General features: G+C 65.6%; 21 protein-coding genes, 1 tRNA gene and 1 pseudogene. 3 read left to right on the forward strand and 20 right to left on the reverse strand.

Annotated elements, in window-relative coordinates; genetic code table 11:
- Positions 1 to 27 precede the first annotated feature (27 nt).
- Together Q0L89_RS07890 and Q0L89_RS07895 are read right to left on the reverse strand one after the other, a co-directional pair.
- Entirely contained in the window at positions 28 to 219 is a 192-nt protein-coding gene (locus Q0L89_RS07890; RefSeq protein WP_296763635.1) for a hypothetical protein, read from the reverse strand.
- The gene (locus Q0L89_RS07895; protein WP_296763637.1) at positions 216 to 1,070 is read right to left on the reverse strand and encodes a sterol desaturase family protein; all 855 of its coding nucleotides are present in this window, start codon (positions 1,068 to 1,070) and stop codon (positions 216 to 218) included. Before Q0L89_RS07895 ends, Q0L89_RS07890 begins: the two co-directional genes overlap by 4 nt.
- 84 nt (positions 1,071 to 1,154) lie before the next feature.
- Here Q0L89_RS07895 and Q0L89_RS07900 point away from each other — a divergent pair, with 84 nt between their 5' ends.
- Entirely contained in the window at positions 1,155 to 1,826 is a 672-nt protein-coding gene (locus Q0L89_RS07900; RefSeq protein WP_296763639.1) for a metalloregulator ArsR/SmtB family transcription factor, read from the forward strand.
- A gap of 326 nt (positions 1,827 to 2,152) precedes the next feature.
- Here the strand turns inward: Q0L89_RS07900 and Q0L89_RS07905 are convergent.
- The 3 genes and pseudogenes from Q0L89_RS07905 to Q0L89_RS07915 form a co-directional block, all read right to left on the reverse strand.
- Positions 2,153 to 2,571: pseudogene (locus Q0L89_RS07905) on the reverse strand (transposase); the annotation flags it as partial.
- Between the two features lie 266 nt (positions 2,572 to 2,837).
- Positions 2,838 to 3,362: a BLUF domain-containing protein gene (locus Q0L89_RS07910; RefSeq protein ID WP_296763641.1), complete on the reverse strand. Its 525-nt coding sequence runs from the start codon at positions 3,360 to 3,362 to the stop codon at positions 2,838 to 2,840.
- A 141-nt stretch (positions 3,363 to 3,503) separates the two neighbouring features.
- On the reverse strand, positions 3,504 to 5,963 hold the full coding sequence (locus Q0L89_RS07915; protein WP_296763643.1) for an FAD-dependent oxidoreductase: 2,460 nt from the start codon (positions 5,961 to 5,963) through the stop codon (positions 3,504 to 3,506).
- Between the two features lie 75 nt (positions 5,964 to 6,038).
- On the opposite strand from Q0L89_RS07915, the gene Q0L89_RS07920 reads away from it, so the two are divergent.
- Positions 6,039 to 6,695 carry a TetR family transcriptional regulator C-terminal domain-containing protein gene (locus Q0L89_RS07920; RefSeq protein ID WP_296763645.1) on the forward strand — a complete coding sequence of 219 codons (657 nt, stop codon included), beginning with the start codon at positions 6,039 to 6,041 and terminating at the stop codon, positions 6,693 to 6,695.
- Positions 6,696 to 6,951: 256 nt separating this feature from the next.
- Here Q0L89_RS07920 and Q0L89_RS07925 read toward each other — a convergent pair whose 3' ends face one another.
- The 13 genes from Q0L89_RS07925 to Q0L89_RS07985 all read right to left on the reverse strand — a co-directional run bounded on the left by Q0L89_RS07925 (position 6,952) and on the right by Q0L89_RS07985 (position 18,518).
- Positions 6,952 to 8,424, reverse strand: a complete 1,473-nt coding sequence (locus Q0L89_RS07925) for a sodium:solute symporter (RefSeq protein ID WP_296763647.1) — start codon at positions 8,422 to 8,424, stop codon at positions 6,952 to 6,954.
- A gap of 3 nt (positions 8,425 to 8,427) precedes the next feature.
- Entirely contained in the window at positions 8,428 to 8,607 is a 180-nt protein-coding gene (locus Q0L89_RS07930) for a hypothetical protein (protein ID WP_296763648.1), read from the reverse strand.
- Positions 8,608 to 8,937: 330 nt separating this feature from the next.
- A tRNA-Arg gene (locus Q0L89_RS07935) sits at positions 8,938 to 9,014 on the reverse strand.
- Between the two features lie 66 nt (positions 9,015 to 9,080).
- Positions 9,081 to 10,100, reverse strand: coding sequence for a methyltransferase (locus Q0L89_RS07940; protein ID WP_296763650.1), 1,020 nt, complete (start codon positions 10,098 to 10,100; stop codon positions 9,081 to 9,083).
- 171 nt (positions 10,101 to 10,271) lie between these two features.
- The gene (locus Q0L89_RS07945; protein WP_296763651.1) at positions 10,272 to 11,495 is read right to left on the reverse strand and encodes a cysteine desulfurase; all 1,224 of its coding nucleotides are present in this window, start codon (positions 11,493 to 11,495) and stop codon (positions 10,272 to 10,274) included.
- On the reverse strand, positions 11,496 to 12,086 hold the full coding sequence (locus Q0L89_RS07950; RefSeq protein WP_296763652.1) for a Yip1 family protein: 591 nt from the start codon (positions 12,084 to 12,086) through the stop codon (positions 11,496 to 11,498). It lies immediately after the preceding gene.
- Positions 12,073 to 12,573, reverse strand: coding sequence for a YIP1 family protein (locus Q0L89_RS07955; RefSeq protein ID WP_296763654.1), 501 nt, complete (start codon positions 12,571 to 12,573; stop codon positions 12,073 to 12,075). Before Q0L89_RS07955 ends, Q0L89_RS07950 begins: the two co-directional genes overlap by 14 nt.
- Positions 12,573 to 13,862: a Fe-S cluster assembly protein SufD gene (gene sufD, locus Q0L89_RS07960; RefSeq protein WP_296763655.1), complete on the reverse strand. Its 1,290-nt coding sequence runs from the start codon at positions 13,860 to 13,862 to the stop codon at positions 12,573 to 12,575. The genes Q0L89_RS07955 and sufD overlap by 1 nt, the downstream gene beginning before the upstream one ends.
- Positions 13,862 to 14,617, reverse strand: a complete 756-nt coding sequence (gene sufC, locus Q0L89_RS07965; RefSeq protein WP_296763657.1) for a Fe-S cluster assembly ATPase SufC — start codon at positions 14,615 to 14,617, stop codon at positions 13,862 to 13,864. The genes sufD and sufC overlap by 1 nt, the downstream gene beginning before the upstream one ends.
- 34 nt (positions 14,618 to 14,651) lie before the next feature.
- Positions 14,652 to 15,248 (reverse strand): hypothetical protein, encoded by a 597-nt coding sequence (locus Q0L89_RS07970; protein WP_296763658.1) that lies wholly within the window; start codon positions 15,246 to 15,248, stop codon positions 14,652 to 14,654.
- A 35-nt stretch (positions 15,249 to 15,283) separates the two neighbouring features.
- Positions 15,284 to 16,846, reverse strand: a complete 1,563-nt coding sequence (gene sufB / locus Q0L89_RS07975; RefSeq protein WP_296763660.1) for a Fe-S cluster assembly protein SufB — start codon at positions 16,844 to 16,846, stop codon at positions 15,284 to 15,286.
- A gap of 21 nt (positions 16,847 to 16,867) precedes the next feature.
- A complete protein-coding gene (locus Q0L89_RS07980) occupies positions 16,868 to 17,911 on the reverse strand; it encodes an aminotransferase class V-fold PLP-dependent enzyme (protein WP_296763661.1) in 1,044 nt (347 codons plus the stop codon).
- A 145-nt stretch (positions 17,912 to 18,056) separates the two neighbouring features.
- Entirely contained in the window at positions 18,057 to 18,518 is a 462-nt protein-coding gene (locus tag Q0L89_RS07985) for an Rrf2 family transcriptional regulator (protein WP_296763663.1), read from the reverse strand.
- Positions 18,519 to 18,673: 155 nt separating this feature from the next.
- Between Q0L89_RS07985 and Q0L89_RS07990 the strand changes: the two genes are divergently transcribed.
- Positions 18,674 to 19,327: an alpha/beta hydrolase gene (locus Q0L89_RS07990; RefSeq protein ID WP_296763664.1), complete on the forward strand. Its 654-nt coding sequence runs from the start codon at positions 18,674 to 18,676 to the stop codon at positions 19,325 to 19,327.
- A 27-nt stretch (positions 19,328 to 19,354) separates the two neighbouring features.
- Here Q0L89_RS07990 and Q0L89_RS07995 read toward each other — a convergent pair whose 3' ends face one another.
- Positions 19,355 to 19,945, reverse strand: coding sequence for an N-acetyltransferase (locus Q0L89_RS07995; RefSeq protein ID WP_296763666.1), 591 nt, complete (start codon positions 19,943 to 19,945; stop codon positions 19,355 to 19,357).
- Positions 19,938 to 23,399, reverse strand: coding sequence for a transcription-repair coupling factor (gene mfd / locus Q0L89_RS08000; protein ID WP_296763667.1), 3,462 nt, complete (start codon positions 23,397 to 23,399; stop codon positions 19,938 to 19,940). Before mfd ends, Q0L89_RS07995 begins: the two co-directional genes overlap by 8 nt.
- Between the last annotated feature and the right edge of the window lie 3 nt (positions 23,400 to 23,402).

The following is a 23,402-nucleotide window of genomic DNA, read 5'->3' on the forward strand; positions in this document are numbered from 1 at the left end:
GAGAGGAGATCAAACGAAAAACCATGCTCACGCGGCGCTTGCGCCACGAAACTGAAACCGCATAAACTTAATCGAGGATGGGCCAGAGCCTCCAATCCGAAAATCGCTCACGCGTCCCAAATTATCTGACGACGGACACACCAGCATCACTTGGATGAGTTGATGGGCGACCTGGACCCGGTTCTCGCGGATGCCGCGCGTGAAGTCGCTTGCGGTCATTCGGCGGGCTCCTTTTTCGTGTTCCGGGGGTCGAGCGCATGGCCCGATGCCGGGCCGCGGACGGGCTGGATCAACATCCGGTCGAGCCACAGATCGCGGCGCGTGCGGAACTGCTCCAGGCCGATCGTCATCCCCTTATGCCCCTTGGCGGGCTGGGCGATATAGGTGCCCAGCAGCCGATCCCACCACGGCAGGTTGAAGCCATAATTCGAGTTCGTCTCGCGCGGATCGACGGAATGGTGAACGCGGTGCATGTCGGGTGTGACCACGAACAGGCGCAGTATGCGATCGACGGGGCGCGGCAGGTCGATGTTCGCGTGGTTGAAGAGCGCGGTCGCGTTCAGCAGCACTTCGAACAGCAGAACTGCGATGGCCGGGGGGCCGAGCGCCGCGACAACCGCCAGCTTGACCCCCATAGAGATCAGGATTTCCACCGGGTGAAAGCGCAAGCCGGTGGTTGCGTCGAAGTCGAGATCGGCGTGGTGCATCCGGTGCAGCCGCCAGAGCCCCGGCACCGCATGGAACATCACGTGCTGGAGATAGATCGCCAGATCGAGCAGCAGCATCGAGACCACGATGGCCAGCCAGAACGGCACGTCGATGTTGTTGAACAGGCCCCATCCACGATCCTCGCCCATGACCGCAAGGCCGACCGCGACGATGGGAAACGAAAGCCGCAGGATGGCCGTGTCGACCACGACGAGCGCAAGGTTGTTCGTCCAGCGGATCACGCGCGGGATGTCGCGCCGACGCCGGGGTGCCGCGACCTCCCAAAGCGCCATCGCCGCCAGCACGCCAAGAAAGATGCTGAGGCGGATCGCGGGTTCGGCGGAAAGGATGGTTTCGGACATGGGTTTGACCCTTGGGGTTGCAGAAAGCACCGGAATTGCTATCATTCAATTCACTACTTGAATGTCTAGCCCTTGGAGTTCCCCGTGTCAATCAGCCCGAAAACTGCCCTGCTCGAAGAATATGCGCTTGTCGCCCGCGCGCTGTCGGCCCCGGCACGGCTTTCGCTGTTGGAGCAACTGGCGCAAGGGGAACGCGGGGTGGAGGCCCTGGCGGACAAGACCGGCCTGACCGTCGCCAATTGCTCGCAGCATCTGCAACAACTACGCCGCGCGGGCCTTGTCACCGGTCGGCGCGAGGGCAAGGCGGTGATCTACCGGTTGACCGACACGCAGACGCTGGCGCTGATGGACCTGCTGCGCATCGTGGCCGAGCGGAACCTGGCACAGGTCGACCGCATCCTGCGCGGCCTCTCGGACGGGCAAGACGCGCCCGAGCCGGTCAGCCGCGAAGACCTTGCCGCCCGACTGGCCGAGGGTTCCGTGACCGTTCTGGATGTGCGCCCCGCGGATGAATACGCCAGCGCGCATATTCCCGGCGCGCGCAACATCACGCTGGCTGATCTGGAGCGTGTCCTGCCCACGCTCGACCCCGTCACCGAAATCGTCGCCTATTGCCGTGGCCCTTATTGCATCTATGCCTATCAGGCGGTCGCGGCCCTGCGGAAGCACGGGCTGAACGCAAAGCGACTTGACGGCGGTCTCCCTGAGTGGCGTGAAGACGGGCGACCCGTGCTCACCGAGTCAACACCGGAGTAACAATGGAAGCCTGACATGCGACCAGTCCGATTCTGGATTTGGTACTTTGGTGATCAGCCTGGCAACCAACCGCTCCAACGTAGATGCAATCCAGCATCGGCCAACAATTTCTTGGCCTCTTTGAAGCGGCCACATTCATCATCTGCGTCCATCAATCTGGAGCGCGCAAATCGGCATTCTGCGCATTGCAGCCGTTCGTGCCCGACGCAGCGAATGCACACTTTCCACCATCTGTGAAGTTAACGCCGATGAGGGTCGGTTCACGACAGACGGGGCATTGTTGCACAAATCCCTTGCTGACAGGACTCCCCTTTCCCCGGAGGGAGTTATCCTACGGTCTCAGTGGTGGTATGCCGAGCGCGGTGTAGCGGTTGAGGACGGCGATGCGGACATGGATCTCGGCGACCTGGCGGTCGAAGTCCCGCGCCATGAGGCTCTGCCCCAACGATTTCACGCAATGCATCTTGGTCTCGACGCGGCTCCGGAGGTGGTATCCGCTCCACCGTCGCCAGATCGCGCGGCCGAGGTATTTCGATGCCCGCAAGGCCTCGTTGCACGCGATGGCGCCTGCCGTGGTTGGCTTCCACGATTTGGCGTTGTTGCGCGGCGGTATGTCAGCGTTGGCGCCTCGATCTGCGATGGCATCATGGCACTTTCGGGTGTCGTAGGCTCCATCGGCGGTGACGGTGCCGGTCTCCTGCTGGGGGGCGACCTGGTCGAGCCGCTCGGGCAGCATGGGCGCATCGGCGGTCGGCCCTGATCATGGCAGATCGGCTCTGAGGGAATTTCGGGACGGAGCGCGACCATGCTGATCCATCTTCATAAGCAAGCTACGACGACGCCGAAGGTTCGGGCGGTCGGCGACGGGCAATGCCCACATGGGCACCGCCAAGGCGGCCACGGCGGCAAGGTCAAGGTCAAGGTCCAGGTCGCCTCGCCCGTACCGCTCAGCACGTCCATAACGCTTTGCGCGGGGGCGACGGCAGGCCCTCACCGCCCCGCATGGCCCATTCAGAGCAGCTTGTTCAACTGCCGATCGAGGCGTGCCGCCGGGTTGCTGTCAATGCTGCGCGGCGTCACGGGGTCCTCGGCGGCTTGGGATTTCGGAGTCGGCCGCCGGTTCAGGTAGTCGCTGAGCGCATCCATGAAACAAACCGCATCGCCCTCGGACCACGTAAAGGGGTCAAACTGGTTCAGCGACAGATGCGGCACCAGCTTGAGGCTGCGCAATGTCTGGTCCTGCGTCACGGCGGCGGTCATCGACCAATCGGGAAACCAGCGGTCGTCCAGCTTGCGCACCAGCAGAAGCTTGATGTCGGTGTGCCGCGGATCGGCCGTGATGCGATCGAACACCGCGCGGATGTCGGCGACCTCGCCCTCGAGCCATTGCAGGAACGTGGTGTTGTCGTAGATCAGCGCGCCTGACAGCCCGTCCCTGGCATTGTTGCGCCGCGAGACCGCAAGGATTTCCCCCGTCTGCTCGAATGAAAACCCCACCGGCCGGGAACAGTAGGTGAGTGCAACGATGTTGGTCATGGCAAGGCCCTTTCATGTGCGATCGCCAGATCGCCCCGGGCAGGCGCTGATGGGGCTGTCAACTCCTGCCTGCGATCTTCGACTTACACGGCACACCGACCGATTTCCAGCCGTCTTGAGCATGCGAAAGCGATGGCGCGCTCAGCATTTCACGCGGTCCATCTTTGGGTCCAGCAGCGGCTTGAGCGAGCCGGTCGCCTTGACCCTTTGCGCGGCGACCTCGATCTCCCAATCGCCGGTGTTCACGGCCTCGGCCGTCAGCGGCGCATCGGTTTCGGCAAACCCGATGCCCACGGCGCCGCCCAGGCTGTGGCCGTAGGCGCCCACCTGAACATAGCCCACCTGCTCGCCGTTCAGGTAGATCGGCTCATTGCCATGCAGCAACGGCTCGGGGTTCTGAAGCAGGAATTGCAGCATCCGTCGTTTCGGCACGCCCGCCGCCTTGATCCCGGCCAATGCGTCGCGGCCGATGAAACCGCCCGGCTTGTCCAGTTTCACGGCAAAGCCCAACCCCGCCTCGATGGGGTTGTCGGTATTGTCCACATCCACGCCGAAGTCGCGATAGGCTTTTTCCAACCTGAGCGACGACAGCGTCTGCATCCCCGCGTTGCGCACCCCCAGGTCGCGACCGGCCTCGATCAGCAGGTCATAGACCTGCACGGCGTGCAGCGTTGGCACATGCAGCTCCCACCCCAACTCGCCGATATAGGTCACGCGCAGCGCCAGAACCTCGAAAAAACCCACGTCGATATACCGGGCCGACATGAAGGGGAAGCCGTCATTGGACAGATCCGCCTCGCTCACCTTGTGCATCAGTGTCCGTGCCTTGGGGCCGTGCACGTTGATCTGGGTGATGCCGGGGGTGATGTCGGTGAGGGTCACGAACTCGTCCGCCCCGACATGGCGGCGCATCCATGTCTCGGTGTGGCCGGCGCTGTTCTCGCCCACCACCACGACATATCTGTCTTCCGCCAGCCGGGTCACCGTCAGGTCGGCCTCGAAGCCCCCGCGCGCGTTGGTCCACGCGGTATAGACGACGCGGCCTGGCGCCACGTCCACATCATTGCAGCCAAGACGACTCAGGAGCGCGCAGGCATCGCGCCCCTGAACGAGGAACTTGGCCATCGAGGACATGTCCATCACGACCACGTCCTCGCGCGCCGCCCGGTGTTCCTCGGCATGCCAGTCGAACCAGTTCTGGCGGCCCCAGCTATAGTGCTCCACCTCGGCCTGCTCGGGCGTCGGCGCGAACCAGTCGGGCAGTTCCCAGCCGTGGCTTTCGCTGAAACAAGCGCCAGCCGCCTTCAGGCGCTCATGCAGGGCTGATTGCTTGAGGCCACGCGCGGTCTTGAAGCTTTCGTTCGGAAAATGCGCGCCAAAGCTCTTGGCCAGCAATTCGGGCGTCCTGGCGCGGCGAAAGGCGGGGGTGTTGTGGCTGCCGTCGGCGAAGCGATCAGCGTTGAAGCTGGTGTGATCCACGGGGCAATGCCCGTCCACGATCCAGTGTGCCAGCGCCATGCCGATGCCCGGACCGTTGAGAATACCCAGCGAATTGAGCCCCGCAGCCACCCAGCAGTTGCGCAGGCCCGGCGCCTCGCCCACCAGCGGCGCAAGGTCGGGGGTAAAGCTTTCGGGCCCGCAGAACAGTTTGCGCAGGCCCGCGTTGGCGGCCGCGGGCACCCGCTTGAACGCGGTTTCAAGGTGGGGCGCCAACCGGTCCCAGTCCGGGTCTATCTCGCCGAAGGAGAAATGCTCGGGGATGCCGTCGATATGCCAGGGCACGGCGTCGTGTTCGAACAACCCGATCAGCAGCCCGCCGACCTCTTCGCGGAAGTAGGCCCAACTGTGGGGGTCTTCCAACAAGGGCAGATCGCGCGTGCAGCCCTCCATCGGCTCGGTGATGAGGTAGTAATGCTCGGCCGCCTGGAGCGGCAGGTTGACGCCCGCGCGGCTGCCGATCTGGCGCGACCACATGCCCGCCGCGATGACCACATGTTCGGCCGCGATGTCGCCCTTGTCGGTGCGCACACCAACCGCGCGGCCGTCACGGGTCACGATGTCCTCGACGCGGGTATCCTCGATGATGCGTGCGCCGCGGCTGCGCGCGCCCCGGGCCAGCGCCATTGTCGTGTCCACCGGGTTGGTGCGCCCCTCCTGCGGGTACCAGAACGCCGCAAGCGTGTTCGAGAAATCGCCGATGGGAAAGCGTTCAGCGGCCTCGGCGGCGGAAATCTCGTGCACCTCGATGCCGAACCTGTCCATGAAGGCGGCGCCGCGGCGCATCTCTTCCAGTCGCTCGGGCGTGTCCGCCGGCTGGATATACCCCGGCTGGCGAAAGCCGGTTGCCTGGCCGGTTTCGGCCTCCAGTCCCGCGATCAGGTTGCGGCCATAGGTATAAAGCTCGCACTCCCATTCGCTTCCCAGAATGGCGGGCACGATCTCGCCCGCCGCGTGCCAAGTGGTGCCGGATGTCAGCTTGTCGCGCTCCAGCACGACCACGTCGGTCATGCCCAGCTTGGTCAGGTGATAGGCCAGGTTGCAGCCGATGGAGCCGCCCCCGATGATGACGGCCTGTGCCTGGCTGGGAAAGGAATTGCTCATGGAACGGTTCTCCGTGGTCGATTCGAGTTTTGATCAAATTCTTGACTTGACGCGATCGGGAAATCAAGAAAATGATTGAAAGACCATTCAATGGAAATCAGCATGTCCGAAGCCGCACCTACCCAGAAACCCCGCACCGCGCCGCCGGAAACCCGCCGCCGACAACTGATCGACGCAACCATCACCGCGATCAGCAAACACGGGATTTCCGGCACGACCCTGACCGCGGTCACCAGGGAGGCGGGCCTGTCGCTGGGGCTGGTCAGTTTCCACTTCAAGAACAAGGAGACGTTGTTCGCCGAAACGCTGAAATTCCTGGCGCAGGAGCATCGCGAGCTCTGGGTGCGAGAGCTCACGCGGAGCGATCTTGCGCCGGCCGGCAAGCTGGGCGCCATCGTCGATGCCCAGTTTCACCCTCGCATCTGTAATCGCAAGAAACTATCGGTCTGGTTTGCCTTCTTCGGAGAGGCCACGCACCGCAAGGCCTATCGTTCGACGTCATCCGAGATCGACATGGAGCGCCAGACGGTCTGTACCGAGCTTTGCCGCGACATCATACGCGACGGCGCCTATACGGGCGTTGCGCCCGAGGGTATCGCCGCCACCCTCGAAGGGCTGTTCGACGGGCTGTGGTTGAATTTCCTGATGTATCCCAACCGCTTCACGCGCGAAGAGGCCCACCGGCAGGTGCTGTCCTATCTGGCCCTCGTCTTCCCGCGGCATTTCGGCTGATCAAAAGGGCTGTCCCTTTGCCTTGAATGCCCGTTGGCGCCTTGTCCCGGAAAATTGCCCCGCAGCATGGCGCAAATCGAATGCAGGCGCGGCGATTGCTGGTGCCCGTCACCTGGCGGCTTCAACAGCCCGTCGAAGGCCGCCGCGCAGGTCTTGCAAGCGGTGTGCCACCTCTGTTCCAGGCGGCGATCTTTCCTGCGCGTGCGGCCATGACCGAACACCTCGGCGCGTTCCCTCCGCACAAAAAGCCGCGCGCTCACCAGACGCCGTATTCATCCAGTTCCTTGCGCAGCTCGCCCTTGAAATCCAGCGCCGAGGCCGAGGGACGCGTCAGAAGGCTGATACCGACGAACAGCGCCACCGTGACCACGATCACCGTGGCCGCCAGTTTCGGATCGAATACACTGACGCCCATGATCATCGCCATGGTGATGGCCGTGCCCGCACCGCCCACGAGCGAAGCCAGAACGCCCCACGCCGTGCCGCCGCGCCAGAAGAAGGCACCGATGGTGGCCGGAACGGTCACGATCAGTCCGGCGGCCGAAAGCGCCGCCAGCTGATCGACAACCGGCGCGCTCTGCACCGCGAACCATGCCGCGAACAGAACGACCGCCACCACCACGACCCGCCCGATGAATATCTGCCGCGCATCGCGCCCTTCACCCTGGCGCATCAGGTCGCGCGCGACCATGGAGCCAAGCGTCAGCGCGATGGAGTCGAGTGTCGAAACCGCCGCCGACAGGATACCGACGATCAGCAGCAGGCTGACCCCCACCGGCACCACGCCCGCGCCCAGTAGCGCCGGCGTCGCGCCGGCAGGATTGTCCAAATCGGGCATCAGCACCAGCGCGGCATAGCCCCAGATCACCGCGATCAGCGTGAAGATCAGGCCGAAACCCAACACCCAGAATACCATCCGCCGCATCGCCGCCAGGTCGGTGGTCACGAACAGGCGCTGGCTGACCTGCGGGTTGCTGAGCGGGAAAAAGAACCACGGTATCGCCAGCGCCAGGAAGGTCGGAAGGCTCCACAACCCCGGCCCCGGTACATCCAGCCATTCGCCATGCGTTTGCTTCACCTCGGCCGCGAAGGCGCCAACGCCGCCAATGGCTGCCACGACGAACCCCACTGCCAGCAGCGCCGAGACCAGCATCACGGCGGCCTGCACGGCATCCGTCCACGCCACAGATCGCAGCCCCGCGACCAGGGTCCAGAAGATCGCCAGCGCCGCCCCGATGGCGATGGCCATGCCAAGGCTGATCCCGCCGCCCGTGACGCCCGACAGAAGCAGCCCGATCCCGGCCATCTGCGTGGTGCAGTAAGGCATCAGGAACACGAGGCTCAGCACCGCCGTGAGCCGCGCGATGTTGCGGCTGCCGTAGCGCGCGCCCAGCATTTCCGCTGGCGTGATGAACCCCCACTTTCTTGCCGCCAGCCAGAACCGCGGGCCAAAGACCACCAGCAGGGTCAGACCGGAAAAATAGATCAGCTCAAAGCCGAGCGCCCCGATTCCCCCCCGGTAGGTCAGCCCGGTCAGCACTATCAGCATGAACGCCGAATAGGTCGTCGCCGCATAGGACAGCCCCGACACCATACCGCCGAGATGCCGCCCCCCAAGGTAGTAATCCGCCGCCGTGCCCTTGTTGCTGCGCGCCGCGGCGAAGGCGATCACGCCCCCAACCACGGCGAAAACCGCCAGGGTGATCCAGATGAGGGTGGAGGATATCATCGCTCAAAGCCTCCAGCGGGCAACGCCGACCACGACAAGGCCGACCACGGCCACGGCAAAAACACACCAGAAAACCAGGATATCGAGCGACGGCGCCCCGCCCCCCAGAAGGCCGTAAGGCACCGCGACGCCGGCAGCGATGACGAGACCGATCACGATCAGCCACAAGGTGAATCCGCGCATTGGTGTGTCGTCCTCTCTATGGATTGACCGCTCGTCATCTTCAGGCTTGGCCGCGGCCCGAGGATAGTGGGAGTCCGACGGTCTCGGCAAGACGACGCCGGCAAACGATCGAAAGTCCATCGCGCGAGACGTCTGGCCAGCGCGTCGGCCAGGGCACGCGGTGTTCCGGTTTCGCTTCCATGTGCTGCGCCGGAAAGTCCAGATGGGAGGTACATCCACGCCTCAGAAGGGCCTGCAAGGGACGCGCGAAGGGGGTAAAGGGGGTCTGCCAGGCCGAAAACCCAAGCCGCCGCACGCGCCGCAACGAGGTGTGAAGATCATGGCCTGAAGTGGCGGTCCCAACAGGATTCGAACCTGTGACCTCACGCTTCGGAGGCGTGCGCTCTATCCAGCTGAGCTATGGGACCTGCGCGTGCGTCTTTAACCAATGGGCGGTGCGGGCGCAATCGCTATCGCGCCCGCCCGCGGCAGATTCATGCGCCGGGTTTGACGCCCTGCGCCAGCATCGTCATCTTCGGGATCAGCGGCGCGACGTTTACCTGCTCGAACCCGATCTCGTCGAGCGCCACCGCCAGCCAGCCGGCATCGAGCGAGCGCGCCTCGGGGGTGAACGCCGTGTGCTGCAACTGCCACAGCGCCGCCAGTTTCGGGCCGGTTCGGTCTTTCTCGACGACGAAATCGTGAACCAGCAGCCGCCCGCCCGGGGCCAGCCGGTCATAGGCACGCTGGATCAGGTCGACATGCGCATCGCCCGGCACGCCGGACAGCAGGTACGACATCAGGATCACGTCCTGTTCACCGGGCCAGTCGGTTTCCAGCGCGTTGCCCCGGACGTAAGAGATGCGGTCGGACAGCCCCGCCTCTTCGATGTATTCGCGGCCCAGATCGGCGACGTTGGGAAACTCGACGATGGTCGCGTTCAGCTCGGGGTTGTCCTTGCACAGCGTGATGGCGAAAGCCCCGGTGCCGCCGCCGACGTCCAGCATGCGCCGCGCGCCCGACAGGTCGAGCGCGGCCGAAAGCTGCCGCGCCGGCCCAAGCGAGCCGGAATGCTGGCTTTCGGAATAGAGCCGCGCTTCCTCGGGGTCGGAAAACCACTCGGCATAGCTGGCGGTGTCGCCTTCGTCCATGCGGCCCTGGAGGGCATTCTCGATCTGGTCGAGAAGCCCGTACATCTGCTGGCCCACCTGCAGCCGCAGATAATCCCCGAAATCGTACTTGGCGCCGTTGACCAGGAACGCCTGCGAGGCGGGCGCGTTGGCATAGCGGTCATCCCCCTGCGATTCGACCAGCCCCAGTGACGCCAGCGCGGTCAGCAGCGTCTGCGCCCGGTCGTGATGCACCCCGGCCTTGCGCGCCAGTTCTTCGGCGCTGAGCGGGCCATCGGCGAGATAGGTGAAGACCTTGAGCTGGAGCGCCGCGAACAGGGCCTTGGAGCCCATGAAGCCAAACGCGATATCGGAAATCTCATCTGCCTTGGTGGCAAGTGTCATCGGGTTCTCCTGATATTGTTGATGCGCAGCCAACCTATCCCGGGGGCGAAAGGAATAAAAGCGACATTCGGGCGACGGTTTTCGACACGGCCGCTGCAGCGCCTGAAAAAGCCCCGCACGCTCGGAAAAGCGGCGGGGCGAAAACCTTGCGGTGGCGTCGGCGCTGGCGCGTCAGGCGAAAAGCTCGTGCGCCAGTTCAAGCGCGCCAACCAGCGCATCGACCTCTGCCTCGGTGTTGTAGAGCCCGAACGACGCCCGGCAGGTCGCCGGCACGCCGAGGTGATCCATCAAAGGCCCGGCGCAATGATGGCCGGCACGCACCGCGACGCCCTTCTTGTCCAGGATGGTCGAAAGGTCGTGCGCATGCGCCGCACCGTTGATGGTAAATGAAAAAATCGCCGCTTTTCCCGGGGCTTGCCCCTGGATATTCAACCAGTTCAGACCGCCCAGGCGCTGGTTGGCATAGGCGGCGACCCGGGCCTCGTGGCGGGCGATGTTGTCCATGCCCAGATCCATCATGTACTCCAGCGCCACGCCAAGGCCGATCTGCTGCACGATGCCGGGGGTGCCGGCCTCGAATTTCATCGGCGGGTCGTTGTAGGTGACCTCGGTCTTGCTGACCTCGCGGATCATGTCGCCGCCGCCCATGAAGGGGCGCATCTCGGCCAGACGCTCCTTGCGCACATGGATCGCCCCCGACCCGGACGGCCCATACAGCTTGTGCCCGGTGACGGCGTAGAAATCGGCGCCGATGTCATCGACATCGACCGGCATGTGCACCGCCGCCTGGCTGCCGTCGACCAGCACCGCCACGTCGCGCTCGCGCGCCGCGCGGGCAATGGTCTTCACATCTACAACGGTCCCCAACACATTGGAAAGATGGGTAATTGCCACCAGTTTCGTGCGCGGTCCCATGGCGTCGATCACCGCTTGCGGGTCAAGCGCACCGGTCGCGTCCACGTCGACCCATTTCAGCACCACGCCCTGACGTTCGCGCAGGAAATGCCAGGGCACGATGTTGGCGTGGTGCTCCATCACCGACAGCACGATCTCGTCACCCGCTTCCAGCCGCGGCATGGCCCAGCCATAGGCGACCATGTTGATCCCCTCGGTGGTGCCGGAATTCATCACGATCTCGTTCGCGTCGGCGGCGCCGAGAAACCGCGCGATGGTGTGGCGCACATCCTCGTATTTCTCGGTGGCAAGATTGGAAAGGTAGTGTAACCCCCTGTGAACATTTGCATATTCATACGAATAGGCGCGCGTCACGGCGTCGATCACCGCTTGCGGTTTCTGCGCCGAGGCGCCGTTGTCGAGATAAACCAGCGGGTTGCCGTTCACCTCGCGCGCAAGGATGGGAAAATCGGCGCGGATACGTTCGACGTCGTAGCTCATTCACGTCACCCCCGTGGACAGGCCGCCAAACATCGCCAGCAGCATCGAAAGCACCAGGCTGAGCCCCAACACCGCCAGCACCAGGGTCATCGCCCCGCGTCCCAGCGAACCGAACCCGTGCGCCGCGTCGATGAAGCTCACCATGATCCACAGGCTGAGCAGCGCCACCGCCAGCGTCGCCAGTGCCGCGAAAGGCGGTACCAGAATCATCAGGACCAGCAGGATCGCCTGCGCCGCCAGGCGCAGCGCCTGCAACCACACCAGCAGCGCCAGCATGTCGTCGAACCGCCCCTGCCCGCCAAGCGCGCGGCCCGCCCATGTCAGCACCAGCGCCGTAAGAATCACGCCGCCGGCCATCGCCAGCGCATAAAAGATGGGGCTGCTGATCAGCGCCGGAATCGGAAACCCCGTCGGCGGCACCGGGAACAACAACGACGAGAGTTGGAACAACAGGCTGCCCAGCACCACCGTCAGCGCCAGCGCCATCCACATCACCGGGCGGTCGAGGTCAAGCGCCAGGATGCGCCGCGCGGCGTCACCCGGGCTGCGCAGCGTCTGCGCGGCGAGCGCGGCCAGGTCATTCTTGGTCATCGGCCTCTCCCACCGCTGCCACACGCAGCCCCGCGATCCAGAACCACAAGACAAGTGCTAACCACAGCAGTGCCACCAGTTGCAAGGCCGGACCGGCGCCGATGAAGGCCGCGACCAACCCGCCAAGCAGGGCCGCCGGCGTCGCCGACAGAAGCGCCCAGAACAGGCTCAGCCGGATGGCAAAACCGCTGATCCGGCGCCGGGCCAGGCGGCTTACCCCCCAGGCCAGCGCCGCCAGCGCGTAGCACAGCAGCGGAAACACGAACACCCAGACGAGCGCGCTCCAGTAAAGCGCGGCGCTCAGCGGCACCTCGGGGTCAAGATGCGCCAGCCGCGCCTGGTAGGGCGCCTGCGCGACAAAGATCAACACCCCCGCCAGCAGCAGCACCAGCAGCGCCCGATCCTCGCGCCGGCCCATACCGAGCAGCCGTGCCACCACCCGGCCGGGGCCGCGATAGGTGGCCGCGATGTCGGCAGTCAGCGCCATCAGCCACGCCGCCGCGCCAGCCATGCACCCAGGCGCGCGGTGACCTCGTTGCGCAGCGCATCGTCCTCGATCTCCTCGACCGCCTCGGCGAGGAAGGACAGCACCAGCAAATCGGTCGCCTCGGCCTTGGGCAGCCCGCGCGAGCGCAGGTAATAGAGCGTGTCAGCGTCGATCGCCCCGGTGGTCGAGCCGTGCGAGCAGACCACGTCGTCGGCATATATCTCAAGCTCGGGCTTGGCCAGGAACTGGCTGTCGCCATCCAGCAGCAGCGATTGGCTGATCTGGTAGCCGTCGGTTTTCTGCGCCCCCGCCTTTACCAGAATCTTGCCCTGGAACACGCCCACGGCGCCGCCCCGCAGCACCTTCTTGAACACCTGGCGGCTTTCGCAGCGTTCGGCGTCATGGGTGACGAACACGGTGTCGTCGTCGTGGAAATCGCCGTCGCCCATCGCGGCGCCCGCGACATGTGCCACCGCATCGTCGCCCGCCATTTCGACCACGCATTCGTTGCGCGTCATCTGGCCGTTGACCGTCATGGTGAAGGACTTGAACACCGCCTCGGCGCCCAGCCGGGCAAAGATATGCGTGGCGGCACGGCGTTCGTGGTCGCGCCCCTGCGCGCGCACATGGTTGAAACGCCCGCCATCGGCGATGTCCACCTCCATCACCTTGTTGAAGCGCGCCGCCGCCGGTCCGTTTTCCAGCAGGGTCAGCTCCGCGCCACTCTCAACCCGGATAACATGATGCAAGTATGCATCCGAAGTCTTTGATTCATGACGATAAATCAGGCTTATTGGTTTTTCTGCGCGCGCCGTTGCGCGGATCAGGACGCCGTCGCCGGCACAGGCGGTGTTGAGCGCCGCCAGCGGCCGTGGCACCGGCGTCTGACCGCGCGCCTCGAGTATGCCATAGGTCTCGCGGGCCCAGTGGATATCGGTCTGCGCGGCGGTGGCCAGCCGCTCGATCTCGACCCCGGCCAGCGCCGGGTCGTCGCTGCTGTCGGCATCGAACACGCCATCGACGAAGACCAGCTTCACGCGGTCGAAACCGTCGAAGACCTGCGGCTCGCCCATCTCGAACAGCGCCGCGGCGGGCGCCTCGGGCGCGGTCAGGCTGTCGGGCCGGGTGAATTTCCAGTACTCGTCACGCCGACCGGGAAGCCCCATCTCGCGCAGGCGCGCACGGGCGGCGTCGCGCGCCGCCTCGATCCAGGCCGCCCCCTTGTCGGGCGCCGGGATGGCCGCGAGGCGCGCCTCGGTCGCGTCGACTTTTACCTGCGTCACCGCCATTACACCGCCTCCGCCTTGATGTCGGCATAGCCGTTCTTCTCGACTTCGATCGCCAATTCCGGACCGCCGCTGCGGATGATCCGGCCGGCCGACATGATATGCACGACGTCGGGTTCGATATGGTCCAGAAGTCGTTGATAATGCGTGATGACCAGGAAAGATCGGTCGGCATCGCGCAGGGCGTTGACGCCCTTGGCCACCAGCTTCATCGCGTCCACGTCAAGACCGCTGTCGGTCTCGTCGAGGATGCACATGCGCGGCTCCAGCATGGCCATTTGCAGGATCTCGTTGCGCTTCTTCTCGCCCCCCGAAAAGCCCACGTTGACCGGCCGCTTGAGCATCTCGGCGTCGATATCCAGCGTCTTGGCGCGCTCGCGCACCAGCTTGAGAAAATCGGTCGAACTGATTTCCTCCTGCCCGCGGGCCTTGCGCTGCGCGTTCACGGCGGTGCGCAGGAAGGTCATGTTGCCCACGCCGGGGATCTCGACCGGGTACTGGAAGGCCAGGAACAACCCAGCGGCGGCGCGCTCCTCGGGCTCAAGTTCAAGGATGTTGACCCCGTCCAGCCACGCCTCGCCCGCGGTCACCTCGTAGCCGTCGCGCCCCGAGAGCACGTAGCTGAGCGTCGATTTCCCCGACCCGTTGGGCCCCATGATCGCATGCACGCGACCGGGCTCCACGGTCAGGTTCACCCCTTTCAGGATGACCGTATCCTCGTCTTTAAGTTTGACGTGCAGGTTCTTGATTTCAAGCATGTTGTCCATTCCTTTAACTCTCTTTTCCGGTCCCTCAGGGTGCCGTCATCAAGCGCACGATCCTGAGCAGTTTCTCGGCCGGCACCGGCATCGGTTCAACATCGAAGCGCGCCATGCGGCCATATGTCTGTACCGGGGCACCGATGAAGTTTTCGACCTCGTGATAGCGCGGCCGGGGCATGTAGTCGTCGAAGTAGAGCGACACCGGCCGGCTGATGCGGTAGGCCGTCGCCAGCGCGCAGCCGACGCGGAACCGCCCGTCCACCAGCACCACGTCGGGGTGCTCGAACTCGGGCAGATCCCAGACCTGCAACGGGTAGCGCGCAAAACGCTTCCAGCCGCTGTCATCCACAGGGTGGCCCCATTCGCGGGTCTTGCCGACATCCGACCAGACCACATCGACGGGCCGCGGCGGCGGGTTGGCGGCGAACCATTGCTGCATCATCTGCGCCCAGGCCTTGTCGCTTTCCACGCTGATCACGCGCTTGCCCAGTTCCGCCCCCAACACGGTGGACCCGCCGCTGCCATATTCCAGGATCACGTCGGCCCCCGCATAGGCGGCGCGCACCGCCTCTGCCTCGGCCGGCGGCAGGGTCAGTTCGGGGCGTATCGCTTTCTGCGCACCATCCATGAGGTATCCTTTCGCGTTGTGGCACCGACGCGCCGTTAGCCCACCGACCCTTCAAGCGAAATCGCCACCAGTTGTTGCGCCTCCATGGCAAACTCCATCGGCAGTGCCTGCAACACGTCACGGCAGAACCCGTTGACCACCAGCGCGACGGCCTCTTCCTCGTCCATGCCGCGTTGACGGCAATAGAAAAGCTGGTCGTCGTCCACCTTCGACGTGGTCGCCTCGTGCTCGACCCGGGCCGAGTTGTTCTTGACCTCGATGTAAGGCACCGTGTGGGCGCCGCATGTGCTGCCGATCAGAAGGCTGTCGCACTGGGTGTAGTTGCGCGAGTTCTGCGCCTTGGGGTGCATGCTGACCAGCCCGCGATAGGTGTTCTGCGCATGGCCCGCGCTGATCCCCTTGGACACGATACGGCTCTTGGTGTTCTTGCCCAGATGCACCATCTTGGTGCCGGTATCGGCCTGCTGCCAGTTGTTGGTGATGGCGATCGAATAGAACTCGCCCTGGCTGTCATCGCCGCGCAGGATGCACGAGGGGTATTTCCACGTCACCGCCGACCCGGTTTCGACCTGCGTCCACATCACCTTGGACCGGTCGCCGCGGCAATCGGCGCGCTTGGTGACGAAGTTGTAGATGCCGCCCTTACCGTTCTCGTCGCCGGGAAACCAGTTCTGGACGGTGGAATATTTCACCTCGGCGTCTTCCTCGGCGATGATCTCGACCACTGCGGCGTGCAGTTGCGTCTCGTCACGCTTTGGCGCGGTGCAACCCTCCAGGTAGCTGACAAAGCTGCCCTTGTCGGCGATGATCAGCGTGCGCTCGAACTGGCCGGTGTTCTCGGCATTGATGCGGAAATAGGTGCTCAGCTCCATCGGGCAGCGGACGCCGGGCGGGACGTAGACGAACGATCCGTCCGAGAACACAGCCGAGTTGAGCGTGGCATAGAAATTGTCGCTGACCGGCACCACCGAGCCGAGGTACTTGCGCACCAGGTCGGGGTGGTCGCGGATCGCCTCGGAAATCGAGCAGAAGATGACCCCGGCCTTTTTCAGTTCTGCCTGGAACGTGGTGCCGACACTGACGGAATCGAACACCGCGTCCACGGCGACGCGACGCTCGCCCTGGCGGTCCTCGCCGGCGCCGATGCGCGCGTCTGCCGGCGTCGTCTCTCCGGCGCCCTCGACCCCGGCCAGGATCATCTGCTCTTTCAATGGGATGCCAAGTTTTTCATAGGTTTCCAAAAGCTTGGGGTCCACATCGTCCAGCGACTCGGGCTTGACCTCCATGCTCTTGGGGCGGGCATAGTAATACTGGCTCTGGAAGTCGATCTCGGGGTACTCGACCATCGCCCAGGTCGGTTCTTCCTTCTGCAACCAGCGCTCATAGGCCGACAGACGCCAGTCGGTCATCCACTGCGGCTCGCCGTTCTTGGCCGAGATCAGACGCACGATGTCGGCGTCAAGGCCGAGCGGCGCATAGTCCATCTCGATATCGGTTTCCCAACCGTACTTGTAGGCGCCGCCCACTTCGCGCACGGTATCGACCGTTTCCTGATCGACGCCTTCCTTGGCCTCGTCGCCCTTGTCCAATGCAGCCATGTCCATCTCCTGTTCGCGTTCTCACGCCACCCGGGCGCTGTGTTTCCTGCGTTTCGCCAGCCACGTATCGGCAAATCGCAAAACGTCGTCCTCGCTCGTTTCGGGCCCCAAAGACACGCGAATGGCGCTGCCGGCCACGTCGTCATCGAGCCCCATGGCGCGCAACACCCGGCTGGCCCGGACCTTGCCCGACGAACAGGCGCTGCCCGCCGACACCGCGTATCCGGCCAGGTCCATCTGCATCACCTGCGTCTCGCCTTTCCAGCCCGGCGCGGCGATGCAGGTGGTATTGGGCAGCCGATGCACGCCTTTCCCGACCAAAATAGTCTCGCTCTGATCGGTCGCAATGGCCTGTTCCAGATTATCCCTGATTTCCTCGACCCGTTGCCAGACCCCGCCGGCCAGGTCGCGCGCCGCGGCTTCGGCCGCAGCCCCGAACCCGGCAATCGCGGCGACGTTCTCGGTGCCCGCACGCCGGCCCATTTCCTGCCCGCCGCCGCGCAACTGCGCCGCGATATCGGTGCCGCGGCGCACCACCAGCGCCCCCACGCCCTTGGGCCCGCCCAGCTTGTGCGCCGACACCAGCGCCATCCGGCACCCCGACCAGTTGAAAGCCAGCGGCAGTTTGCCGAAGCCCTGTGTCATGTCGCTCAGCTCCAGCCCCTCGGGCAACTCCTGCACCACGCCGGTCTCGGAATTGGCCAGTTGCAGCACCGACCGCGCCGGATCGGCGACCGTGACCCGGCCCGCCGCATCGACCGGCAGATCGTCGTCAACCCAGGCGGCGACCGCGTCATGCTCGATGGCCGCGCCGTGCAATCCGCGCCCGGCCAGCGCCAGCGCCGCCGCCTCGGTCGCGCCCGAGGTGAATATCACGTCCGCCCCTTCGGCCCCCAGCGCCGCCGCCACCTGCGCGCGCGCCTTCTCGACCGTGGCGCGCGCCGCGCGCCCCTCGGCGTGCACACTCGACGGGTTTCCGACGAGGTCCATGGCCGCCAGCATCGCCGCGCGCGCCTCGGGCCTGAGCGGCGCCGTCGCGTTGTGGTCAAGATAAACCCGATCCATCACGCCCCCCGCACAACAACAGCCACACCACACCCAAGCCGGTCAGGCCCGGGGCGCGCGCGGCAGGCCTTTTCCTCTCTCGAAAATGATCCCGGGGAATCGCACCGCAGATGCAGCGGCGCGGAGCCCCCCTTGCGCACCCGCCTCATGCCTCGTCCACCACGGAAAACAGCGTCGGCACCGCCGGACATGGCGCCAGGTCGTTGTCGACCACGTCCGACAGCCGCGTCTGGTGCAGGAACACGTAGACATGGGCGCTCAGCCCTTCCCACAGCCGGTTGGACAGCGATTGCGCCTTACTGCCGGAGACACCCCCCGAGGCGCCCGCGCCGGTGTGCATCGCATCAACCGTCTCATCCACAGAGGCCAGCACCTCGACCACCCGGATATCGGTCGCCGAGCGCGCCAGCCGGTAGCCACCGCCGGGCCCGCGCACCGATTCGACCAGCCCCGAGCGGCGCAGTTTCACGAAAAGCTGCTCAAGGTAGGGAAGCGACACGTTCTGGCGGCGCGAGATATCGCCCAGCGATACCAGCTTGCCCGCCGGTTGCAGGGCGATGTCCACCAGCGCCACCATCGCATAGCGCCCCTTGGTGCTGAGTTTCATGGGCGAACCCCCTTTACATTGACCTCGGGCGGCGCAGGTCTTATCTCGCGAGCATCCCGGTCGGCGTACAACCGACTTTCTGGAATCGTTCTAAGGTACTTGAGCGAACTCGTCAACAATCGTGCCGTACCCCTGTTCAGGAGACAGTGACGCCCATGCCCGAGGTAATTTTTCCCGGCCCCGAAGGCCGCCTAGAAGGCCGGTACCATCCTCAGAAAGAGCGTGACGCCCCTATTGCCATCGTCCTGCACCCACACCCGCAATTCGGCGGGACGATGAACAACAAGGTCGTTTATAACCTTCACTACGCCTTCTACAACATGGGGTTCACCGTTCTGCGGTTCAATTTCCGCGGCGTCGGGCGCAGCCAGGGCGAATACGACCAGGGCGTCGGCGAGCTCAGCGATGCCGCCTCGGCGCTCGACTACCTGCAGTCGATGAACAGCAATTCCAAGCACTGCTGGGTCGCGGGCTTTTCCTTCGGCGCCTGGATCGGCATGCAGTTGCTGATGCGCCGACCCGAGATCACCGGCTTCATATCGGTCTCGCCGCCGGCGAACATGTACGACTTTTCGTTCCTTGCCCCCTGCCCGGCCTCGGGGCTGGTCATCAACGGCAGCGCCGACCGGGTCGCCCCGCCCGCCGACACCCAGTCGCTGGTCGAGAAACTGCAGGAGCAGAAGGGCATCACCGTGTCCCATGCCGAGATCGAGGGCGCCAGCCACTTCTTCGAAGACCCCCACATGGAGCCGATGATCGACACCGTGTCGGACTACGTCAAGCGGCGCCTGACCGAAAACAGCCGCTGAGCCGCGACAATGGCCGCGGCGCGCCGGTCACTCGACCAGCGGCACCTGCGGCGCGGCTTCGCGCGGCAAAAGCCCGTGCAGGCGCGGATCAGGGGCGATTTCGACCTCGCGGCGACAGGCCGTGAACCCGCTGCGCCTGTAGAATCCCAACGCGGCCGGATGGTCGAAGGTGCAGGTATGAACGTGAAAGCGTGAAATTCCCTGCCCCCATGCCAGCCGGATCGCCCGGTTCATCATCCAGCGCCCCGCGCCGGCGCCGACGCTTCCCGGCTCCAGCCCGAAATAGGCCAGTTCACAATTGCCGGGCTGCCGGAAATCCAGCTCAAGCAGGCCAACCTCGGCATCGCCATTCCTGAGCGCATGCACATGAACGCCCGGATCGGCAAGCAGCCCCTCCAGCGTGTCGGGCGGCATACCCAGCCGCCCGAACCACAGCCACGGCGCGCCCACCCGGCGGAACAGGTCCAGATACCAATCCGGCCGGGGCCGCGGCACCCGCACCAGCTCCAGCGGCAGGTCCGCCTCGGGGCGCAGCGGCGCTTCGTGACGCATTTCCAGGTGCGTCACGATCGACGCGGTGTGCCCCGGCGGCACCGCGTGCAGCCCGCTTTCAAGCATCGCGCTTGCCCTTCTTCTGCTCGGCCAAGACCTTTTCGGCCAGGTCGCGGGCGATGGCGAAGGCGCCCTTGATGCGGTCGCTTTCCTTTTTCCAGTCGCGGCGCACAACGATCTTGTTGTCCTTGACCTTTGCCAGCCCGCGCTGGTTCTCGATGAATTCGACCAACCCGTGCGGCGAGGCGAACTTGTCGTTGTGGAACTGGATCGTCGCCCCCTTGGGCCCGGCGTCCAGCCGCGCGATCCCGGCGCGCTTGCACATCGCCTTGATCCGCACCACGAGCAGCAGGGTGTTGACCTCCTTGGGGACAGGGCCGAAACGGTCGATCAACTCGGCGGCGAAGCCTTCCAGTTCGACCTTTTTCGCCAACCCGCCGAGACGGCGGTAGAGCCCCAGCCGCACGTCGAGATCGGGCACGTAGTCCTCGGGGATCAGCACCGACACGCCCAGGTTGATCTGCGGCGCCCATTGCGCGTCGGTCTCGCTGAGCCCCTCCATCTCGCCCGAGCGGATCTTGGCGATCGCGTCTTCCAGCATCTGCTGATACAACTCGAAGCCCACGTCGCGCATCTGGCCCGACTGCTCCTCGCCCAGCAGGTTGCCGGCGCCGCGAATGTCCAGGTCCTGGCTGGCCAGGGTGAACCCGGCGCCGAGCGTGTCGAGGCTGCCCAGCACCCGCAGACGTTTTTGCGCCGCCTCGGTCAGCCGGGCGCGCGGCCTGGTGGTGAGATAAGCATAGGCGCGCGTCTTCGAGCGCCCCACCCGGCCGCGGATCTGGTAAAGCTGGCTGAGCCCGAACATGTCGGCGCGGTGGATGACCATGGTGTTGGCGGTGGGAATATCGAGCCCCGATTCCACGATCGTGGTGGCCAGCAGCACGTCGAACTTGCCATCGTAGAAGGCGTTCATCCGATCATCCAACTGCCCCGCCGCCATCTGGCCATGCGCCACGACATAGCTCAGTTCGGGCAGTTGCGCGGCCAGGAACTCCTCTATCTCGGGCAGGTCGGTGATGCGCGGCACCACGAAAAACGACTGCCCGCCGCGGTAGTGCTCGCGCAGCAGCGCCTCGCGGATGGTGACGGGGTCGAATTCCGACACGTAAGTGCGGATCGACAGCCGGTCCACCGGAGGCGTGCCGATGATCGACAGATCGCGCACGCCCGAGAGCGACAGTTGCAGGGTGCGCGGGATCGGCGTGGCGGTCAGGGTCAGCACATGCACGTCCGTGCGCATCTGCTTGAGCCGTTCCTTGTGGGCGACGCCGAAGTGCTGTTCCTCGTCGATGATCAGCAGGCCAAGCTGCTTGAACCGCACCTGCTTGGCCAGCAGCGCATGGGTGCCAACCACGATATCGACGGTGCCGCGCGCCAGCCCGTCGCGGGTCGCCGCCGCGTCTCTGGCCGACACGAACCGCGACAGTGCCCGCACCTCCAGCGGAAAGCCGCGAAACCGCTCGGCAAAGGATTGCGCGTGCTGGCGCGCCAGCAGCGTGGTGGGCGCGATCACCGCCACCTGCTGGCCCGACATCGCGGCAGCGAAGGCGGCGCGCATCGCCACCTCAGTCTTGCCGAAGCCCACGTCGCCGCAGATCAGCCTGTCCATCGGACGCCCCGATGTCAGGTCGGCCATCACGTCCTCGATGGCGCCAAGCTGGTCGTCGGTTTCCTGGTAGGGAAAGCGGGCGGCGAACTCTTCCCAGGCGTGGTGGGGCGCCTCCAGCACCGGCGCGGTGCGCAGCGCGCGCTCGGCCGCGATGCGGATCAGGCGGTCGGCCATCTCGCGGATGCGCTCCTTGAGCCGCGCCTTGCGCGCCTGCCATGCGCCGCCGCCCAGCTTGTCGAGCAGGCCCTCCTCGTGGCCGAAGCGGCTGAGAAGTTCGATGTTCTCGACCGGCAGGTAAAGGCGCGCGCCCTCGGCATATTCCAGCAACAGGCATTCATGCGCGGCGCCGGCGGCGGCGATCACCTCCAGCCCGTGATAGCGCCCCACGCCGTGATCGACATGCACCACCAGGTCGCCGGGGCTGAGCGATTGCGCCTCGGTCAGGAAATTCTCGGCCCGCTTGCGCCGCTGGGGCGCGCGGATCAGCCGATCGCCCAGCACGTCCTGTTCGCTGATCACGGTCAGCTCGGGCGCCTCGAACCCGTGCTCCAGCGGCCACACCGCCAGATGCAGCCCGTGCCGCCCGATGCCGGCGGCGTCGGCGATGTGGACCGCGCCGATCAGCCCCTCGTCGGAAATCAACCCGTCGAGCCGTTCGCGCGCGCCCTCCGAATAGCTGGCCACCACGACCGGGCCGGTCGCCTGCCGGGCCTTGATGTGATCGGCCAGGGCGCTGAACAGGTTGATGTTTTCCTGCTGGCGTTCGGGGGCGAAATTGCGCCCGATACGCCCGCCCGCGTCGCGCACCCCCGGCCCCGAGGCCGACGGCAACGGGGTGAACTGCACCACCCGGCGCCCATCCAGCGCGGCTGCCCATGCCGCCTCGTCAAGGTAAAGCTGCTCGGGCGGGACGGGTTTGTAGACCGTGCCCATGCGCCCCGGCTGCGCCATCGCCAGGCGGCGGGTCTCGTACTGGTCGGCGATCCCCTCCCACCGCGACAGATGCGCCGACCCCGTTTGCTCGTCGAGCGTGACCGGCGCGCCGGGCAGGTAGTCGAACAATCGCTCAAGCGTGTCGTGGAAGAAGGGCAGCCAATGCTCGGCGCCTTGCGGCTTGCGGCCGGCGCTGATCGCCTCGTAGAGCGGGTCGTCGGTGCCGGTCGCGCCGAACTCGATCCGGTAGGTCTGCCGGAACCGGCGGATCGCCGCCTCGTCGAGAATCACCTCGGACACCGGCGCCAGCTCTACCGCGTCCAGCTTTTGCGTGGTCCGCTGGCTGGCGGGATCGAAGCGGCGCGCGCCGTCGAGCACGTCGCCGAACAGGTCCAGCCGTACCGGCCCGCCCTCGCCCGGCGGGTAGATGTCGATGATGCCGCCGCGGATGGCGTAATCGCCCGGCTCCAGGACCGTTGGCGCCTGGCTGAACCCCATCCGCGCCAGGAAGGTGCGCAGCGCGGCCTCGTCCACGCGCCCGCCCACCTGCGCGGTGAACGCCGCCTCGCGCAGCACCGCGCGCGGCGGTACCCGCTGCATGGCCGCGCCCAGCGTCGTCAGCAACACGAAACGCGTCGGCCCCGCATGCACCAGCCCGGCCAGTGTCGCCATGCGCGCCGCGGCGATGTCGGCATTGGGCCCGACCCGGTCATAGGGCAGGCAATCCCATGCGGGAAAGGTCAGCACCGGCATGTCGGGCGCGAAAAAGCGCAGTGCCGCGCGCGTCGCGGCCATCCGCTTGTCGTCGCGCGCGACATGAACGACAGGGCCGCCGGCGCGCGCGACCTCGTCCAGGATCAGGCGGGCATCGAAGCCTTCGGGGGCGCCGGCTACCGTCAGGCGCTGCGTCTCGGTCATGTC

Origin of the sequence: Sediminimonas sp., assembly GCF_024637375.1 — a bacterium.
In the GTDB taxonomy this organism is placed as follows: Bacteria; Pseudomonadota; Alphaproteobacteria; order Rhodobacterales; family Rhodobacteraceae; genus Sediminimonas.

Bases quoted from the DNA above. Each gene is read 5' to 3' on its own strand.
- sufC (WP_296763657.1), bottom strand. From the start codon at position 14,617: ATGCTTGAAATCAAGAACCTGCACGTCAAACTTAAAGACGAGGATACG.
- Q0L89_RS07890 (WP_296763635.1), bottom strand. From the start codon at position 219: ATGACCGCAAGCGACTTCACGCGCGGCATCCGCGAGAACCGGGTCCAG.
- Q0L89_RS07970 (WP_296763658.1), bottom strand. From the start codon at position 15,248: ATGGATGGTGCGCAGAAAGCGATACGCCCCGAACTGACCCTGCCGCCG.
- Q0L89_RS07995 (WP_296763666.1), bottom strand. From the start codon at position 19,945: ATGCTTGAAAGCGGGCTGCACGCGGTGCCGCCGGGGCACACCGCGTCG.
- Q0L89_RS07980 (WP_296763661.1), bottom strand. From the start codon at position 17,911: ATGGATCGGGTTTATCTTGACCACAACGCGACGGCGCCGCTCAGGCCC.
- Q0L89_RS07910 (WP_296763641.1), bottom strand. From the start codon at position 3,362: ATGACCAACATCGTTGCACTCACCTACTGTTCCCGGCCGGTGGGGTTT.
- Q0L89_RS07915 (WP_296763643.1), bottom strand. From the start codon at position 5,963: ATGAGCAATTCCTTTCCCAGCCAGGCACAGGCCGTCATCATCGGGGGC.
- Q0L89_RS07930 (WP_296763648.1), bottom strand. From the start codon at position 8,607: ATGCGCGGATTCACCTTGTGGCTGATCGTGATCGGTCTCGTCATCGCT.
- Q0L89_RS07990 (WP_296763664.1), top strand. From the start codon at position 18,674: ATGCCCGAGGTAATTTTTCCCGGCCCCGAAGGCCGCCTAGAAGGCCGG.
- Q0L89_RS07955 (WP_296763654.1), bottom strand. From the start codon at position 12,573: ATGGCGCTGACTGCCGACATCGCGGCCACCTATCGCGGCCCCGGCCGG.
- Q0L89_RS07925 (WP_296763647.1), bottom strand. From the start codon at position 8,424: ATGATATCCTCCACCCTCATCTGGATCACCCTGGCGGTTTTCGCCGTG.
- Q0L89_RS07895 (WP_296763637.1), bottom strand. From the start codon at position 1,070: ATGTCCGAAACCATCCTTTCCGCCGAACCCGCGATCCGCCTCAGCATC.
- Q0L89_RS07950 (WP_296763652.1), bottom strand. From the start codon at position 12,086: ATGACCAAGAATGACCTGGCCGCGCTCGCCGCGCAGACGCTGCGCAGC.
- Q0L89_RS07945 (WP_296763651.1), bottom strand. From the start codon at position 11,495: ATGAGCTACGACGTCGAACGTATCCGCGCCGATTTTCCCATCCTTGCG.
- sufB (WP_296763660.1), bottom strand. From the start codon at position 16,846: ATGGCTGCATTGGACAAGGGCGACGAGGCCAAGGAAGGCGTCGATCAG.
- Q0L89_RS07940 (WP_296763650.1), bottom strand. From the start codon at position 10,100: ATGACACTTGCCACCAAGGCAGATGAGATTTCCGATATCGCGTTTGGC.
- Q0L89_RS07985 (WP_296763663.1), bottom strand. From the start codon at position 18,518: ATGAAACTCAGCACCAAGGGGCGCTATGCGATGGTGGCGCTGGTGGAC.
- sufD (WP_296763655.1), bottom strand. From the start codon at position 13,862: ATGGCGGTGACGCAGGTAAAAGTCGACGCGACCGAGGCGCGCCTCGCG.
- mfd (WP_296763667.1), bottom strand. From the start codon at position 23,399: ATGACCGAGACGCAGCGCCTGACGGTAGCCGGCGCCCCCGAAGGCTTC.